Here is a 16,644-nt window from a genome sequence, read left to right as displayed (position 1 = left end):
AGTCACGGTCATAGCAAACAGAGGAGCACATAATGCAACATAGCCAAGTATTAAAAAACTACATCAACGGGGCTCTGGTTAAGGCGCAAACTCAGGATTATTTTGATTTGGTCAACCCCGCTACCGAGGAAGTCATCGCCCAATCGCCAAATTCGAGTCAGGCTGATATTGATCAAGCCTATCTGGCTGCGCATGAGGCATTTAAAACATGGGGGCGTACGACCCCTTCTGTGCGACAAAAAGCGCTGCTGGATTTAGCGGATGCGATAGAAAAACACAGTCAGGAACTGGTGGATAGCCAAAGTCGGAATACAGGGCAGCCTAAACATTTAATCGCCTCGGAAGAGGTTGCCGTGTGTGCGGACCAGATTCGTTTTTTTGCAGGGGCCGCACGCATGCTCGAAGGCAAGGCCACAGCAGAATATATGGAGGATCTAACCTCTTCTATTCGTCGAGAACCGTTAGGGGTGGTGGGGCAGGTGACACCGTGGAACTACCCTTTGATGATGGCAGTATGGAAAATTGCTCCGGCGTTAGCAGCGGGCAACACGGTGGTGTTGAAACCCAGTGATACAACTCCAGAAAGCACCTTGTTATTGGCACAAATCGCTGGTGAGATGTTGCCAAAAGGGGTATTTAATGTGGTGTTAGGCAAAGCCGATGCGGGTGAAAAGGTCGTGTCTCACCCTCAGGCGGCCTTGGTCTCTATTACAGGTTCTGTGCGTGCGGGCAAAGCGGTCGCTAGTTCAGCAGCAGCGAACTTGACACGTACACACCTAGAGCTCGGTGGGAAAGCACCGGTGATTGTTTTTTCTGATGCGGATCTGGAAAAAGCCATCGAGACGATTGCAGTGGCAGGTTTTTTTAATGCGGGCCAGGATTGTACCGCTGCGACACGTGTTTTGGTGCATGAGTCAATTCATGATGATTTTTTAAACCGTTTGGTGAAGGCGGCAAAAAATACCCAATATGGGGATCCGGATGATGAGAATGTTCTCTATGGGCCCGTTAATAACCCCAATCAGCTCGAGCGGTTGACTGGATTCATGTCAAGAATACCAGCTCATGCCAAGATTGAAACAGGCGGTAAAAGAGCAGAGCGTAAGGGTTTTTTCTTTGAGCCCACTGTGATTTCGGGATTAAAGCAAGACGATGAGATGATCCAAAATGAAATTTTTGGTCCGGTGATTACCGTGCAAACCTTTACGGACGAGGCCGATGCGCTCACTAAAGCTAATGGGGTGCCGTACGGACTAGCCTCAAGCGTTTGGACTAAAGATCATGGGCGTGCGCAGCGTTTTGCTCGTGGGCTGGACTTTGGAACGGTATGGATTAATACGCATATTCCATTGACGGCAGAGATGCCACATGGGGGCTTTAAATGCTCGGGGTATGGCAAAGATTTATCCATGTATGCTTTAGAGGAATACACGCGAGTTAAACATGTGATGAGTGCGCATGAGTAAATGTGTGATGACGTCTTACGATAAGGAACCTTAACGATGAACACCAATACTGATAAGCGCCAGCTGGTTGCGCAAGCGCACGATGCTTTGTTTAACCGGCATGATGTTTCTGCATTAGCACGTTATTTTGCGCAAGATTTTATTGAGCACTCGCCCTTTGTGGCGGATGGGCTGGCAGGGTTAAAAGCCATGATTGAGTCAAAACCGAGCTTGCAGCACGAGGCAGCGCGTATTTTAGTGGATGGGGATCTGGTTGCTGTACATGGTCGCTATGTGGGTTTAGAAGACCAGCCCTTGGTTGGTTTTGATCTATATCGTGTACAAAACGGTAAAATCACAGAGCATTGGGATGGGTTGGTGCCAGAAGCGCCTGCTAATGCCAGTGGGCGGACGCAATTAAGCGGTCCTACGGCTATTGACACTCAAGCGGATACAGAAGCTAACCGTCAACTGGTGCTGGATTTTTTTCAACGGTTTTTAATCGAGGGGGACTATAACGTAGCCTTTGATTACACGACAGGGGATCATTTTCATCAGCACAGCCCAGATATTGCCGACGGTGCACAGAATATGGTGTCGTTTTTAACGGCTATCCGAGACGAGGGACATGGGCTGGAGTATAAAAAAGTTCATCGTACAGTGGCCGAAGGACAGTTTGTCTTGACGCAATCGGAAGGCGCTATTGCTGGTAAACGTCACGCGTATTTTGAGCTATGGCGGGTAGAAAAAGGTAAAGTGGCTGAGTTATGGGATGCTATCGCCGAGGTACCAGAGGATCACGAGGCTGTGCATCAGCATGGGATTTTTTAACGTACATTGGTAGATAAGGTGGCAAAGCCATCAGAGCAGACCCCATTGTGGGGTCTGTTTTTCTATAAGTAGGATGAAAAATGGATAGTTTTGCGGTCGTGTACGCCCCATTAGGGCAAGAAACACGAACAGAGCAGGTCGTGCAGCGTTTGCGTGGTGCAATTACTTCGGGATTGTTGAGTGCAGAAGAGCAGTTACCTAGTGAAAGCGATTTGGCGCGGATGCTAGGGGTGTCAACGGTAACGGTCCGCGAAGCCTTGAATACATTGCGGGCGCAAGGGCTTATTGATACGCGGCGAGGGCGTCATGGGGGGAGCTTTGTTTGTCAGCTTGAGGCACTGGATCAGGTACATTTACGTTTTTTTCAAACGCTAACTACTGAGTATATTAGTGACTTGGGAGAGTTTTACTGTGCGTTGGCCGCGCGTAGTGCTTGGTTAGCCGCACAGCGGGCAACGCAAGATGAGTGGACGTTGTTTGCGCGTTTGGTTGAGCAGTTTCAGGCGGCATCCACAGCGCATACACGAGCACGGGCGGATATGCGCTGTATGATTACGCTGATTTCCTATGCGCAATCGGCGCGTCTGGTTAGCCAAAGCTTACAATTACAAAATGAATGGATGCCGCTTACGGTGGTACTGTATGAAAAGAACGGTATACATGAGCGTCTTGTCACAGACTACCAACAGCTGCTCAAGGCTCTTCAGCGAAGTGATGCGACGCAAAGTCGAGCGCTAATCGAGCAGCAAATCGAGTTTATGATCGAGCAAATACTAACGATAAAAATGCAAAATTAAGGACGGTAAACAGGAGAGGATCATGTCATTACAGCTGGCCGCCCAACGCATTGTTAGTCATCTAAACCAAATTATTCAAATGGCGCAGCACACAACAGCAGGGCTTGCGCAGGATATTTCCGCGATTTTACGTACCTCAAAAACCACACGGCTAAATCAGGAGCAAGCGGAAGCATTAAAGTCCAAAGTGTTTTATCGGCTTAGTCTTGACCCGTGGGCACAAGGAGCCGGTTTTGCTGATTATCAGGCGCCGCCATCCATGGTTGAGGATGAGTTTTGGTTGTTAAAATGGTGGATAAGAGAAAAGGGTGTGATTGTTGCGCAAGAAATAGAGCTTAACCAGAACGCTGCGCAGTTTTTTGATTTTACTGAAAGAGATTGGTTTCAAAAGCCTAAAACGGCACATGTGACGTATATCGAGGGCCCGTATATTGATTTTTTGTGTAACCGTTCTTTTGCATTGACGGTGGCGAGCCCTGTTTTGGTGGGGGAGCAGTTTCGGGGGGTTGCTGCCGCTGATTTGTTGGTGAGTACGATTGAAACGGAGCTGCGCGATGCGCTTATTCAGCTGGAGTGCCCTGCTATCATAGTAAACCATCGGGGGCGGGTGTTAACGTCGACCGCACCACGGATTCGGCCTGGCATGTTATGGAAACCTTCGACCGAAGTCGCGGCTGTATTTAGGGCGGTACTGCCTTTTCAGTTGGTGTTGTTAAAAGAAAAATAAAAAAGCCCCTGATAAATCAGAGGCTTTGAATCTGGTTGCGGGAGCCGGATTTGAACCGACGACCTTCGGGTTATGAGCCCGACGAGCTACCATGCTGCTCCATCCCGCGCTAGAGTTGTTATAATATACTGACTAAAAAAAAATTGCAAGCACCACTGGGAAAATCACCAAAAATGATGGAAAATGAGGTACAACGGGTTCTTGAAGCAGTGTTATTATGTGCAGAACAACCGTTATCAATACAACAACTACGAAAAGCGTTTGACCCTTTTGACCTTTCTGCGGATACAATAAAGCATCATTTATCGATTTTGCAGCAATCTTGGCAAAACAAGGGCCTTGAGCTTGTGCAGGTGGCGAACGGTTGGCGGTTTCAAAGCCGACCCGATATCCAGCCTTATCTTTTACGCTTGCAAAATGACCGTCCCGTACGGTATTCGCGTGCTACATTAGAAACCTTAGCGATTATTGCATGGCGTCAGCCTGTTACACGTGGTGATATTGAGGACATACGTGGGGTAAGTGTCTCAACACAAATTATTCGCACTCTCGAAGACCGAGGCTGGATCGAGGTGCTTGGCTATAGGGATGCGCCGGGTAAACCCGCATTATTTGGCACCACAAAACAATTTTTAGATGATTTGTCTTTGCGCTCTATTCAGGATTTACCTGCATTAGATACGCCGCAGGACATTGATGTTATTCAACAAACACTCTCAAATTCGCTAACAGTGACACATGGTGATACTCCCCCTTCTGTGGGTGCGGAGACAGCGAAAAAAATGTAAAATAGAAGGAGTTTTTTAGTCCAATGACTGATACAACACAGCCAGTCCCGGAGGCTACGTCTACGCCTACCAAGGGCAAAGGGCGCAAATTACGTACCCCTTTTCGACGTCGTCGTGGGGATGCCATGCCCGAACAAAAAGCCCGTAAACCACGCGGCCCAGCCCCTTTTAAGCCCGTAGCCGAAGCACCCCAGACCTCTAGCCCTAAACCGCAGCGTGCCCATAAAAATACGAAACGCGCACGCCCAGTGCGACCAGGACGTCCTGCTCAAGACGATACGGATTTGGGTTTGTCCTTTTTATCGGATAATGACTTGACCTCTCAGCGTCTTGAGCGTTTTTTAAGTACCGATGCAGTTAAACCCAAACTACATAAAGTTTTAGCCGACGCTGGTATTGGGTCACGTCGTGAAATGGAAGATCTGATTATTTCAGGTCGAGTGTCAGTAAATAGTGAGCCTGCCTATATAGGGCAGCGTGTGAGTGCGGATGATGTGGTGCGCGTTAATGGGCGCATTATCAAACGCCCACGTGCAGATAGACCACCACGTGTCATTCTTTATCACAAGCCAGCTGGAGAAATAGTCAGCCATGATGACCCGGGTGGGCGTGATACCGTATTTTCGCGTTTGCCAAAGATTAAAGTTGGTAAGTGGTTATCTGTAGGGCGTTTAGACTTAAATACAGAAGGGCTGTTGATTTTTACTACTTCGGGGGATTTGGCGCACCGCTTTATGCATCCTCGTTTTGGAGCAGAGCGTGAGTACGCTGTCCGTGTTTTGGGCGAGCTCACCGAGGAGCAGGCCAAGCAATTAACCACCGGGATTCAGCTTGAAGACGGTATGGCACAGTTTGGCTCACTTGAATTTGTTGGTGGCGAGGGCAGTAACCGTTGGTATCGAGTGACAATTCATGAGGGACGTAACCGCGAAGTGCGTCGCATGTTTGAAGCCGTAGGTTTAACCGTCAGCCGCTTGATTCGTACGCGGTTTGGCGAGATTGTTTTACCTCGTAACTTGCGTCGAGGGCGTTGGGAAGAGCTGTCGGATGAAGTGGTCGTTGCGTTAATGGTACGTTTGGGTCTGTTACGTGCGGATGGGTCTTCCGGCCAGGGGCCGCGCACGCGTCGTTCTCAGCAGCCGCTAAGCCACGCGAGTGCCTTGCCTCCAGGCTACGGTGTATCCGAACGTCCGGTTCGACGCGGCGGACAGCGCGGGCAGCCTATGGTTGTTGGGGATGCGATGGGTACAGGTTTGTTAGTGAGCGGTGGCTTGGCAAATGGTCATCCAGATGCTGGGCGTGCTAACCCAAGGGGCTCATTACGTCGCAGTGCTCACAATGGGGGGCGTAACCCAAATGCTCAGCGTAAGAGCAGCCCACGTGCTGGAGCACGCTCGGGAACAAGTCGTCGTCGCGAGGATTGGCAGCCCGGTGCGGGCGCTCACGAATCCAAGCTTGCTCGTGTGGGTCGTAAAGGACGTTAATCGGTGCGACACCGTAAATTGAATAAATAAAATGCCAGTAAGCTCACTGCTAAAGCTCAAACGATTGATTTCAACAAAAAAATTTTGATTTTCTGTTAGAATATAGAGCTTAATACGGGATTGTTATGTGAACAGATGTCAGAACAGTGCCGGTTCGCTCTTTTTGAGCATCGTTTAGCAATGAACTGATTTATTTTGGTTAGTAAATCAGTAGCAGTGGGCTGGCATACAGCCCATTTTTTTTGGATTTTATGACAGATATTTTCGCACTAACTCAGGAAAGCCTGTTGGGGACGGACATCGAGCTGGTCGATGTAGAGCGCGCCCCAAAAGGCTTGTTACGGGTTGTGATTGACCATCCCAATGGCATTACCATTGATCATTGTGAGCAGGTCTCTAAGCAACTCTCGCGTGTTTTCGAAGTTGAAGACATCGATTACAACCGTCTTGAAGTCACTTCCCCAGGGGTGGATCGCCCTTTAAAACGGGTTGCTGATTTCGTTCGATTTGCAGGTTCACGTATTGAACTACGATTGTTTGAGCCTGTGGAAAACCAAAAGGTATTTCGTGGTGTTCTGTATGCCCCCGAAAACATGCAGCCTTCCGAGGCGACGGTGGATACTGAATTTGTGTTAGAACTAGAGCAGTCAGCGGGCGAGGTACGAGATTTAACATTTACGTTTGATGATGTGGATCGTGCCAAATTAGACCCCATTCTTGATTTCAAGGGTAGAAAGCGATGAGTCGCGAAATTCTTTTGCTAGTCGATGCACTGGCACGTGAAAAAGGTGTTGAGCCAGAAGTGGTTTTTGGTGCCCTAGAGGGAGCTTTGGCTTCAGCAATGAAACGTCTTTTCGAAGAGGACGTTGATATTCGGGTAGAGATTAACCGTCAAACGGGCGAATACGAAAGTTTCCGTCGTTGGTTAGTGGTGCCCGATGAGGCAGGGCTTCAGGAACCGGATAAGCAGGAAATGTATTCCGATGCGCTAGAGTACGCTCCAGAGATCGAAGTGGGCGACTATATCGAAGAGCCTCTCGAGTCGATTGAGTTCGGACGTATTGGTGCGCAAACAGCAAAACAGGCGATTTTACAGCGTATACGTGATGCCGAGCGCGAGCAAATGCTCAATGACTTTCTGGATCGCGGCGAGACCATCGTATCGGGCACCGTTAAGCGCATCGACAAAGGGGATGCCATTGTCGAAATGGGGAAAATCGAAGCCCGCTTACCACGCAGTGAGATGATCCCCAAAGAAAATATTCGTATGGGGGATCGAGTGCGGGCGTGGGTACAAAAAGTGGATCGTTCCGCCCGTGGCCAACAGGTGTTTCTATCTCGCACCGCGCCAGAGTTTATTCGTGAGCTCTTTGAGAACGAGGTTCCGGAAATTGAACAAGGTCTACTCGAAATTAAAGCAGCAGCTCGTGATGCTGGGGTACGCGCTAAAATAGCCGTGGTGGCTTATGATTCCCGTATTGATCCCATCGGTACATGCGTGGGCATGCGCGGTTCGCGTGTGACGGCCGTACGCAATGAGCTCGGTGGTGAGCAGATCGACATTGTATTGTGGTCCGAAGACCCCGCAGAGTTTGTTATTGGTGCCTTAGCCCCTGCTAATGTGCTTTCGATTGTGGTCGATGAAGACAAACATGCCATGGATGTGGTTGTGGATGAGGATAATCTGCCTAAAGCCATTGGGGCGCGTGGTCAAAACGTGCGCTTGGCTTCAGAGCTAACCGGCTGGCAGATTAACATCATGACCCCCGAGGAAAGCCAAAACCGCCAAGAAGAAGAGCGCAAAGCCTTGTTGGATTTGTTTATCCAGCGTTTAGATGTGGACGAAGACGTTGCGGGGGTATTAGTGGACGAGGGCTTCACCGGTTTAGAAGAGGTCGCTTATGTACCGATTCAAGAGCTATTGGATATTGAGGCTTTTGATGAGGATATCGTTAACGAGCTACGTACCCGTGCGCGTAATGCCTTATTGTCTGAGGCCATTGCCAAAGAGGAACTCGTCCAGTCCGTGGCAAAAGATCTTCAAGAGATCGAAGGCATGACCCCAGATGTTTTAGCCAAGCTCGCAGAAAAAGGGATTGTTACCCTTGATGATTTGGCTGAATTAGCCACAGATGAGCTTGCGGAAATAGCAGATCTGGATAGCGAAGCCGCCAGTGATATGATTATGCGCGCTCGCGCTCATTGGTTTGATGAGTAAATCAATGTTGCATATACGCCGCACTTTTGTGCGGCAACTGGGGTCATATTTATTAGAATAAAAGAGTTAAAGAGAGAGTCGAATGCCGAGTAACACAGTTGAACAGTTCGCAAAAGAACTAAAAACGCCCGCCGATACGCTGCTAGAACAACTGCGTGCAGCAGGGGTTCAGGTAAAATCGGTAAACGATGTCATCACCGCAGCGGATAAAGCGAAATTGATGGACTCGGTTCGTGGGGCTAAAATCACCCTAACGCGCCGTAAAACTTCCGAAATCCGTCAGGCTGACGGGTCAGGGCGATCACGCACTATTCCTGTAGAGACCCGTAAAAAACGGGTTTTTGTAAAGCGTGATACCGCTGAGTTACTGGCAGAGGCTGAAAAAGCTCAAGCTACGGCCCAGCCTGCACCCCCTAAAGTGGATGCGGAGCCTGCCGTAGTGACCAAAACTACAGAGCCAAAATCTGTGAAAACCGATTCAAAACCAGCTCCTGCTCAGCCGGAGCCGGTTAATGAGGTCGCTTCAAAAACAGAAGCAACTCAACCCGTAGTACCTGAAAAGGCGGTGGAGCCTGATCAGGTCAACGCACCATCCGCACCAACCCAGGCGGATGCCAAACCAATCCCGCAGTCTGTGACACCCGAAGCCAAAGCTTCCGCTCCACAAAAACATGTTGAGCCCACTGCACAGACTCCAGTTAACAAGCAGCCTGATTCTGTGGAAAAGGCTGTAGAGGTAAAGCCTGCCGTGGCAGAACAGACGAAAAAACAGGATAACGTGGTCGACGAGAAAAAAACCGCTAAAAAGACAAGCCCTGCGCGTAAAGAGCAGACCAATAAAGGTCGTGGCGCAGCCCATTCCAAACCCCGCCCTGCGGCAAAAATGCCAGTGCCTTCTTTAGGGGATCGCCATCCTATTTCTGATGCCGTTGTGGATGACCCCGAAGCTGAGCGCGAGCGTGAACGTGCTCGCCGTGCTGCTGCTGCAGAGGCCGCTGCGATTAGTGAAATGCTAAATCGTCCACGCAAAGTATTGCGTGCGGCTGACCCTGAAAAGGAAAGCAAAAAAGCAACGAAAACAGCCAGCAAAAAAGACGCTAAAGCCTCCGAGGCGAAAAAAGTCGCTAAGCCAGCAAAAGCAGCAGATAATAGCGGTTGGAATGACAATCGCCGTAAAACGTCTAAAGCAGATGTGGCTGCAGCCGCAACAGGTAAAGAATCTTGGCGCGCCTCTTCCCGAGGTGGTCGTCGTGGTCGCCGCGGTCGCGAAGAAGAGCAGCGTCAGCAGCAGCCTCAGCAGCCCGAGTTTATCGCTCGCGAGGTTGCTGTGCCAGAAACCATTACGGTGGCTGATTTAGCGCACAAAATGGCAATTAAAGCGACCGAGGTGATTAAACACCTTATGAAGCTTGGTCAAATGGTCACCATTAACCAAGTCTTAGACCAAGAAACTGCTATGATTTTGGTCGAGGAAATGGGCCATACGGCGGTAGCCGCTAAACTCGATGATCCCGAGTCATTCCTAGAGGATGTATTTGTTGGGGAAGTCGAAGAAGAGCCGCGCGCGCCAGTCGTGACAGTAATGGGGCACGTTGACCATGGTAAAACATCATTGCTTGACCACATTCGTCGTGCCAAAATCGCAGCGGGTGAAGCCGGTGGTATTACCCAGCATATTGGTGCATACAACGTAAAAACCGATCGCGGTAATATCACGTTCTTAGATACTCCCGGTCACGAAGCGTTTACGGCGATGCGTGCGCGTGGTACAAAATCCACCGACGTGGTGATTTTAGTGGTGGCTTCGGACGACGGTGTGATGCCTCAAACACGAGAAGCCATTCACCACGCCCGTGCCGCCGAGGTTCCAATTGTGGTAGCGATTACCAAAATTGATAAACCCGAGGGTAATCCTGAGCGCGTCAAACAAGAGCTAGTGGCTGAGGAGGTCATTCCCGAAGAATACGGTGGTGATGTGCCTTTTGTTCCTGTGTCCGCACGTACCGGAGAGGGGATTGATGAGCTGCTAGAAAACGTTTTGCTTCAGGCGGAAATGCTAGAGCTAACGGCTCCCGTCAATACACCGGCTCGGGGCACTGTGATCGAAGCGCGCTTAGATCGTGGGCGTGGTCCAGTGGCAACGATTTTAGTCCAGAGTGGTACGCTACATCGTGGTGACACCGTGCTCGTTGGGGCTAGCTTTGGTCGAGTGCGAGCCATGACGAACGAGCTCGGTAAGAACTTGGCAGAGGCAGGGCCATCGATTCCTGTAGAAATCCAAGGTCTGACCGAGGTACCCGCTGCGGGTGATGAGCTCATTGCCATGGCAGATGAGCGTAAAGCTCGTGAAATTGCTCTGTTCCGTCAGGGTAAATACCGCGATGTAAAACTAGCGCGTCAGCAAGCAGCTCGCCTTGAGTCTCTCTTCGAGGACGCTAGCGACGAGGCAAAAGTGTTGTCGCTTATCATTAAAACGGATGTACAAGGCTCACAAGAAGCGCTTGTGTCTTCGTTATTAAAATTGGCTACGGACGAAGTTAAAGTTCAAGTGGTACACGCGGCGGTAGGTGGTATTTCCGAAAGCGATGTGAACTTGGCTATTGCTTCGAATGCCGTGATTTTAGGCTTTAACGTGCGTGCAGAAGCCACCGCACGTAAACAAGCCGAACTCAATGGTATTGATATTCGTTATTACAACGTCATTTACGATGCTGTAGACGAAGTCAAAGCCGCGCTATCCGGTATGCTGAAACCCGAAGAGCGAGAAGAAGTCATTGGTATGGTTGAAATCCGCGAGGTCTACCATATCTCTCGCATTGGTAAAGTGGCCGGTTGTATGGTGACCGAGGGTCTAGTGAAACGGGATTCGCAGGTGCGTTTGCTGCGTGATAACGTGGTGATCTGGACAGGGCACTTGGATTCTTTACGACGCTTCAAAGACGACGTGCGTGAAGTTCGTCAGGGCTTTGATTGCGGTATTACTTTACGCGGCAACAATGATATAGAGGTCGGGGATCAACTCGAAATCTTCGAAATCAAAGAAATTGCCCGTACTTTATAATTTTTATGGCAAGACATAAAACCAAACCTATAAGCGGACGTAATGTCCGCTTGGCTGACCAGATCCAAAAGGATCTGGCAGCTCTAATCCAACGCGAAATCGATATGTCGCAGGCGGGGCTTATCACCTTAACCGGTGTGGAACTGTCTGCTGACTACGCCCACGCTAAAGTTCACTTCACTGTGCTTGGTGCGGAGCCCGAAACCGCGACTGAAATTCTTAATGCCAAAGCAGGCTGGTTGCATTCGCAGCTATATAAAATGCTGCACATTCATACCGTACCTACTTTGCGCTTCTTTTATGATGATCACGTAGTACGGGGCATGCAGATGACTAAACTCATCGAGCAAGCGAACCGTCCTTTTAACGCTGATCTGAAACCTGACGACGACCCAGACGACCAGCCGTAATCGGCTGCCGTTTATAGTTTTTTTCTTTAGGAATAACGATCATGGCAAGCCGACGACGCGGACGCTTGTTGGACGGCGTGTTGCTGCTCGATAAGCCCGCCGGACTTTCAAGTAATCATGCATTACAACGCGCTCGTCGTGCTTTAGACGCGCGCAAAGCAGGGCATACGGGCACTTTAGATCCGTTTGCTACGGGGTTATTGGTATGTTGTTTTGGTAGAGCGACAAAATTATCAGGTTTGCTTCTAGAGGCCGATAAAGCCTATGAAGCTACCTTGCAGTTAGGGGTGGAAACCGATTCCGGTGATTTAACCGGAGAGCCGGTTGCCACGGCGACTGACTTTACCATTACACCTGAACAGGTGTATGCCATCTTGCCGCAATTTACGGGTGCTATACAACAAATACCACCGATGTATTCGGCGTTAAAACGCGATGGTAAACCTCTGTATGAATATGCCCGTCAGGGGATAGAGCTGGAGCGCCCTCCACGAGATGTGACGATTCATCAGCTGGAGGTTTTAGCGCTTAGCCCTACCGAAATTCGTATATTTGTACGTTGCAGTAAAGGCACATATATACGTACTTTAGCCCAAGATATTGGCCGTGCTTTAGGTTGTTATGCCCATTTAACGGCATTACGTCGCACTCAAGTTGGGCCTTTTTCTATTGATCATGCAGTAGAACTCGAAACCTTACAAAATCATTCGCATGGCGACAGTTTATTGTTAGCTCTAGACAGTTTGCCAGCGGAATTACAGCTAGACAACCTCAGGAAGGAAGCACTATGACTCGCGCCTTGCGCAATGTGGCTATTATTGCTCACGTAGACCACGGTAAAACGACTTTAGTTGATCAGTTACTTAAACAATCCGGTACGTTCCGTTCCAATGAGCATGTGACGGATCGCGTGATGGATTCGGGTGATATTGAAAAAGAGCGTGGTATCACCATTCTAGCCAAGAACTGTGCGGCAGAATTTGAAGGAACGCATATTAATATTATCGATACGCCCGGACACGCCGACTTTGGGGGTGAGGTGGAGCGTGTGTTATCGATGGTAGATGGCGTTTTGTTGTTAGTGGAGGCGGTAGAGGGTCCAATGCCACAAACCCGCTTCGTCACGCGCAAAGCGCTAGAAATCGGCTTAAAGCCTATTGTGGTCGTGAATAAAATTGATCGCAGCGGAGCTCGCCCTGATTTTGCAATTAATGAAACCTTTGATTTATTCGACAAGCTGGGTGCTACGGAAGAGCAGTTGGATTTTCCGATTATTTATGCTTCGGGCTTAGCGGGTTTTGCTGGACATAGTCCTGATATCCGCGAAGGCGATATGCGTCCTTTATTCCAGGCGATTATTGATCATGTTCCCCAGCGTGATGATGATCCCGATGGCCCTTTGCAATTACAAATTTGCTCGCTCGACTATAACTCTTACGTTGGGAAAATTGGCGTAGGACGAGTCAATCGTGGCCGTGTGCGTGCAGGGCAAGAGGTCGTTGTGCAGTTTGGACCCGAAGGCGAGCCGATCAAAGCCCGTATCAATCAAGTACAGACATTTAAAGGCTTAGATCGACAACAAGTCAAAGAAGCTCAGGCAGGTGATATTGTTTTGATTAACGGTATCGAAGAGATCGGTATTGGATGTACGGTGATGGATCCGAACCATATTGAACCATTGCCTTTGTTGCGTATTGATGAGCCCACCTTGACCATGAATTTTATGGTGAACTCCTCGCCTTTAGCTGGGCGCGAAGGGAAATTTGTGACCAGCCGTCAGATTCGTGATCGCTTAGAGCTCGAGTTAAAATCCAATGTAGCTTTGCGTGTAAATGATACCGGCGATGATACGACGTTTGAAGTCTGTGGCCGTGGTGAGCTGCATCTTACGATCCTCATTGAGAATATGCGTCGCGAGGGATATGAGCTTGCTGTATCCCGACCACGGGTGTTGATTCGTGAAGAAAATGGGGTCAAAATGGAACCCTATGAGCTACTTACCGTGGATGTGGATGACGCCCATCAAGGCGGGATCATGGAAGAGCTCGGCCGCCGTCGTGGTGAACTACTGGATATGCAACCCGATGGAAATGGGCGCACGCGACTAGAATACCGTATTCCAGCCCGTGGCTTGATTGGTTTTCAGGGCGAGTTTATGACCTTAACGCGTGGTACTGGTCTGATGAGTCATATTTATGATGAGTACCGTCCTATGCGTGAAGGCACCGTAGGGGAGCGTCGCAATGGGGTGTTAATTAGCCAAGATGATGGTGAAGCCGTTGCTTATGCGTTGTGGAAACTGCAAGAGCGTGGGCGTATGTTTGTTAGCCCCAATGACCCTGTTTACGAGGGCATGATTATTGGTATTCATAGTCGCGATAATGACTTGGTTGTAAACCCGATTCGAGAGAAAAAGCTAACGAATATCCGTGCATCGGGTAAAGACGAACACATTGACTTGGTGCCTCCGATTCGTTTAACGCTTGAGTATGCGGTGGATTTTATTGATGATGATGAGCTCGTTGAGGTCACACCTAAGTCCATTCGTTTGCGTAAGCGTTATCTCAAAGAACATGAGCGTCGTAAACACGCACGAGATGACGTTTAATGAAAAAGCGGACTTTATGTCCGCTTTTTTTATTTGAGATTGCCAGCTAAAAACTGCTGTAGACGTGGGCTTTTTGGGTGGTCCAGGACCTCTTTAGGTGAGCCTTGTTCTTCGATCAGACCTTGATGTAAAAAAACCACCTCGCTGCTCAGATTACGCGCAAAGCCCATTTCATGTGTGACGACCAGCATGGTACGACCCTCTTCGGCTAGTTGCTGCATGACACGCAGTACATCGCCGACCAGCTCGGGGTCTAAGGCAGAGGTGGGCTCATCAAAGAGCATGACCTCAGGTTCCATAGCTAGCGCACGAGCGATGGCCACGCGCTGCTGTTGACCACCAGACAAGTGGGCCGGGTATTGTTTATAAGCCGCTACAGGTAGACCCACTTTTTCTAAATAGTATTCGGCACGCTCTTGTGCTTCTTTTTTGCTTATTTTTAATACTTGCGTGGGGGCCTCCATGACGTTAGCAAGCACATTCATATGCCCCCATAGATTAAAGTGCTGGAAAACCATGGCTAAACGTGTGCGCATGGCTCGCAGTGTTGTTAGATCAGAGATGGTAGGCTTCCCTTTTGAGCTGCGAATAGCTTCTACGCTTAGCTGATCTAGCTGGACTCGCCCTTGATCAGGCAATTCTAAAAAATTAATGCAGCGCAAAAAGGTACTTTTTCCAGAACCACTTGAGCCAATGATGGAAATCACATCGCCTGCCTGTGCGCTTAAGGATACGCCTTTGAGCACATGGTGATCGGCGTAGCTTTTATGAATATTATGAACAGTAAGTTTAGGACTGGTGGACATGACTTAATGGGTGTGAGGCTGAAGAGGAAGGAGTAAGCGCTTTTCTAATAAACGAAAAATGCCAACAAAAATAAAAGAAATCACTAAATAAATCAATGCCGCTAAGCCATAAGAGGCAAAGGTTTCATAGGTGGCAGAGTTCGCGTCACGAGCTATTTTTAAAATGTCGGGTACAGTAGCCGTGAAAGCCAACGAGGTAGCGTGAAGCATTAAAATGACCTCATTGCTATAAGCGGGTAGCGCTCGACGCAAAGCGGAAGGCAAAATAATACGACGATACATCGTACTTTTTTTCATGCCATAGGCACGAGCGGCTTCAATTTCTCCGGCGGGAGTTTGGCGAATCGCTCCGGCAAAAATTTCTGTGGTATAGGCTACGTTATTTAGTACCAAAGCCAATACCATGCAATTAAAACCACTTTGAAAAAAAGCATTTAGTGCGGGGGTTTGTTTGACGAGCTCTAGGCTGTACATCCCTGTATAAATAAAAAGGATCTGTACATATAAAGGTGTGCCCCGAAACACATAGGTAAAGAGCCAAATAGGCTTAGCGATATAAGGGCGAGCGGAGTTGCGGCCAATGGCCATAAATAGGGATAGCACAAAGCCAATGGCTAAGGAAATAGACAGCAGCCACAGTGTAATCGCAAGCCCCGATAGCTGCCCATTGCTAGAGTAAAGATAGGCCTGCCAAAATTCTTCGATAACGGTATTCATAACTCAGCCTGTTTTACCCCAACGGAATAGCGTTTTTCTAAAAGGTACAACACCCCATTAGAGACCGTAGTGAGTGCTAAGTAAATCAGGGCAGTAATGCTGATAAACAAAAACACTTTAAAGGTGACATTGCCCGCATTTTGTGCCACCTTGACAAGGTCGTTAAGTCCGATGAGCGAGACCAGCGCTGTGGCTTTTAGTAGTACCTGCCAGTTATTTCCTAGGCCGGGGATAGCATGGCGCATCATTTGTGGAAACTGAATGCGGTGGAAACGTTGCCAGCGGGTTAGGCCATAAGCGATCGCGGCCTCGTCTTGGCCGGGGGGGATGGCCATGAACGCACCGCGGAATGTTTCGGTAAAGTAAGCGCCATAGATAAATCCAAGGGTGAGTACCCCAGCGGTAAAAGGCTCAATATCGATATACGGTAAATGGAGTAAATCCGTAAGCTCATTGAGGTACATTTGCATACTGAAAAAAATCAGCAGCAGTAAAACCAAGTCAGGGATACCGCGAATTAGCGTGGTGTAGCAGGCAGCCAGAGTACGAGCGAGCCAGTTTTTTGATAGTTTGGCGCTTGCGGCGATTAAGCCTAATACTACGGCTACTATCAAAGAGAGTATTGCTAATTTAATGGTTTCCCATGTTCCCGCGACCAGTTGCGGGCCATAACCCATTAAGAACATGTGAAAAAGTAATAAAAGCTAAAGACAGTATAAAACCCGCATAAAACGGGTTTTATAGTAAAAGTG

General features: G+C 48.9%; 15 protein-coding genes and 1 tRNA gene. 12 read left to right on the top strand and 4 right to left on the bottom strand.

Annotated elements, in window-relative coordinates; translation table 11 throughout:
• Positions 1 to 32 precede the first annotated feature (32 nt).
• From ABD980_RS04775 to ABD980_RS04760, 4 genes are all read left to right on the top strand, one after another.
• On the top strand, positions 33 to 1,466 hold the full coding sequence (locus ABD980_RS04775; protein WP_345369995.1) for a gamma-aminobutyraldehyde dehydrogenase: 1,434 nt from the start codon (positions 33 to 35) through the stop codon (positions 1,464 to 1,466).
• 36 nt (positions 1,467 to 1,502) lie between these two features.
• Positions 1,503 to 2,276: a nuclear transport factor 2 family protein gene (locus ABD980_RS04770; protein WP_300648669.1), complete on the top strand. Its 774-nt coding sequence runs from the start codon at positions 1,503 to 1,505 to the stop codon at positions 2,274 to 2,276.
• Between the two features lie 80 nt (positions 2,277 to 2,356).
• Positions 2,357 to 3,073 (top strand): FadR/GntR family transcriptional regulator, encoded by a 717-nt coding sequence (locus ABD980_RS04765; protein WP_300648671.1) that lies wholly within the window; start codon positions 2,357 to 2,359, stop codon positions 3,071 to 3,073.
• Between the two features lie 22 nt (positions 3,074 to 3,095).
• Positions 3,096 to 3,800: a cache domain-containing protein gene (locus ABD980_RS04760; protein ID WP_300648673.1), complete on the top strand. Its 705-nt coding sequence runs from the start codon at positions 3,096 to 3,098 to the stop codon at positions 3,798 to 3,800.
• 32 nt (positions 3,801 to 3,832) lie between these two features.
• Here ABD980_RS04760 and ABD980_RS04755 read toward each other — a convergent pair.
• Positions 3,833 to 3,909: transfer RNA gene (locus ABD980_RS04755), tRNA-Met, on the bottom strand.
• 64 nt (positions 3,910 to 3,973) lie between these two features.
• Here ABD980_RS04755 and scpB point away from each other — a divergent pair.
• The 8 genes from scpB to typA all read left to right on the top strand — a co-directional run bounded on the left by scpB (position 3,974) and on the right by typA (position 14,369).
• Entirely contained in the window at positions 3,974 to 4,588 is a 615-nt protein-coding gene (gene scpB / locus ABD980_RS04750; protein WP_260649030.1) for an SMC-Scp complex subunit ScpB, read from the top strand.
• A 23-nt stretch (positions 4,589 to 4,611) separates the two neighbouring features.
• Positions 4,612 to 6,072 carry a pseudouridine synthase gene (locus ABD980_RS04745; protein WP_345369990.1) on the top strand — a complete coding sequence of 487 codons (1,461 nt, stop codon included), beginning with the start codon at positions 4,612 to 4,614 and terminating at the stop codon, positions 6,070 to 6,072.
• Positions 6,073 to 6,323: 251 nt separating this feature from the next.
• On the top strand, positions 6,324 to 6,815 hold the full coding sequence (gene rimP, locus ABD980_RS04740; RefSeq protein WP_260649028.1) for a ribosome maturation factor RimP: 492 nt from the start codon (positions 6,324 to 6,326) through the stop codon (positions 6,813 to 6,815).
• Entirely contained in the window at positions 6,812 to 8,290 is a 1,479-nt protein-coding gene (gene nusA / locus ABD980_RS04735) for a transcription termination factor NusA (protein WP_300648678.1), read from the top strand. The genes rimP and nusA overlap by 4 nt, the downstream gene beginning before the upstream one ends.
• 82 nt (positions 8,291 to 8,372) lie before the next feature.
• Positions 8,373 to 11,351 carry a translation initiation factor IF-2 gene (gene infB / locus ABD980_RS04730; RefSeq protein WP_260649026.1) on the top strand — a complete coding sequence of 993 codons (2,979 nt, stop codon included), beginning with the start codon at positions 8,373 to 8,375 and terminating at the stop codon, positions 11,349 to 11,351.
• Between the two features lie 5 nt (positions 11,352 to 11,356).
• The gene (rbfA, locus tag ABD980_RS04725; RefSeq protein WP_300648681.1) at positions 11,357 to 11,761 is read left to right on the top strand and encodes a 30S ribosome-binding factor RbfA; all 405 of its coding nucleotides are present in this window, start codon (positions 11,357 to 11,359) and stop codon (positions 11,759 to 11,761) included.
• 41 nt (positions 11,762 to 11,802) lie between these two features.
• Positions 11,803 to 12,552 carry a tRNA pseudouridine(55) synthase TruB gene (gene truB, locus ABD980_RS04720; protein WP_260649024.1) on the top strand — a complete coding sequence of 250 codons (750 nt, stop codon included), beginning with the start codon at positions 11,803 to 11,805 and terminating at the stop codon, positions 12,550 to 12,552.
• Positions 12,549 to 14,369 (top strand): translational GTPase TypA, encoded by a 1,821-nt coding sequence (typA, locus tag ABD980_RS04715; RefSeq protein WP_345369984.1) that lies wholly within the window; start codon positions 12,549 to 12,551, stop codon positions 14,367 to 14,369. Before truB ends, typA begins: the two co-directional genes overlap by 4 nt.
• A 29-nt stretch (positions 14,370 to 14,398) precedes the next feature.
• Here typA and ABD980_RS04710 read toward each other — a convergent pair whose 3' ends face one another.
• The 3 genes from ABD980_RS04710 to ABD980_RS04700 are packed head-to-tail and all read right to left on the bottom strand — an operon-like array spanning position 14,399 to position 16,578.
• Positions 14,399 to 15,175 (bottom strand): ABC transporter ATP-binding protein, encoded by a 777-nt coding sequence (locus ABD980_RS04710; RefSeq protein WP_300648684.1) that lies wholly within the window; start codon positions 15,173 to 15,175, stop codon positions 14,399 to 14,401.
• 3 nt (positions 15,176 to 15,178) lie between these two features.
• On the bottom strand, positions 15,179 to 15,892 hold the full coding sequence (gene hisM / locus ABD980_RS04705; RefSeq protein WP_260649021.1) for a histidine ABC transporter permease HisM: 714 nt from the start codon (positions 15,890 to 15,892) through the stop codon (positions 15,179 to 15,181).
• A complete protein-coding gene (locus ABD980_RS04700) occupies positions 15,889 to 16,578 on the bottom strand; it encodes an ABC transporter permease (protein ID WP_345369981.1) in 690 nt (229 codons plus the stop codon). The genes hisM and ABD980_RS04700 overlap by 4 nt, the downstream gene beginning before the upstream one ends.
• Between the last annotated feature and the right edge of the window lie 66 nt (positions 16,579 to 16,644).

It is taken from the genome of Paenalcaligenes hermetiae (genome assembly GCF_039543645.1).
Lineage (GTDB): Bacteria > Pseudomonadota > Gammaproteobacteria > Burkholderiales > Burkholderiaceae_B > Paenalcaligenes > Paenalcaligenes hermetiae.
Note: the sequence above shows the minus strand (reverse complement) of the source record. Positions and strands in the feature narration are given on the sequence as shown.

Coding starts and splice junctions, on each gene's coding strand:
- ABD980_RS04775 (WP_345369995.1), top strand. CDS start 33: ATGCAACATAGCCAAGTATTAAAAAACTACATCAACGGGGCTCTGGTT.
- ABD980_RS04770 (WP_300648669.1), top strand. CDS start 1,503: ATGAACACCAATACTGATAAGCGCCAGCTGGTTGCGCAAGCGCACGAT.
- ABD980_RS04765 (WP_300648671.1), top strand. CDS start 2,357: ATGGATAGTTTTGCGGTCGTGTACGCCCCATTAGGGCAAGAAACACGA.
- ABD980_RS04760 (WP_300648673.1), top strand. CDS start 3,096: ATGTCATTACAGCTGGCCGCCCAACGCATTGTTAGTCATCTAAACCAA.
- scpB (WP_260649030.1), top strand. CDS start 3,974: ATGATGGAAAATGAGGTACAACGGGTTCTTGAAGCAGTGTTATTATGT.
- ABD980_RS04745 (WP_345369990.1), top strand. CDS start 4,612: ATGACTGATACAACACAGCCAGTCCCGGAGGCTACGTCTACGCCTACC.
- rimP (WP_260649028.1), top strand. CDS start 6,324: ATGACAGATATTTTCGCACTAACTCAGGAAAGCCTGTTGGGGACGGAC.
- nusA (WP_300648678.1), top strand. CDS start 6,812: ATGAGTCGCGAAATTCTTTTGCTAGTCGATGCACTGGCACGTGAAAAA.
- infB (WP_260649026.1), top strand. CDS start 8,373: ATGCCGAGTAACACAGTTGAACAGTTCGCAAAAGAACTAAAAACGCCC.
- rbfA (WP_300648681.1), top strand. CDS start 11,357: ATGGCAAGACATAAAACCAAACCTATAAGCGGACGTAATGTCCGCTTG.
- truB (WP_260649024.1), top strand. CDS start 11,803: ATGGCAAGCCGACGACGCGGACGCTTGTTGGACGGCGTGTTGCTGCTC.
- typA (WP_345369984.1), top strand. CDS start 12,549: ATGACTCGCGCCTTGCGCAATGTGGCTATTATTGCTCACGTAGACCAC.
- ABD980_RS04710 (WP_300648684.1), bottom strand. CDS start 15,175: ATGTCCACCAGTCCTAAACTTACTGTTCATAATATTCATAAAAGCTAC.
- hisM (WP_260649021.1), bottom strand. CDS start 15,892: ATGAATACCGTTATCGAAGAATTTTGGCAGGCCTATCTTTACTCTAGC.
- ABD980_RS04700 (WP_345369981.1), bottom strand. CDS start 16,578: ATGTTCTTAATGGGTTATGGCCCGCAACTGGTCGCGGGAACATGGGAA.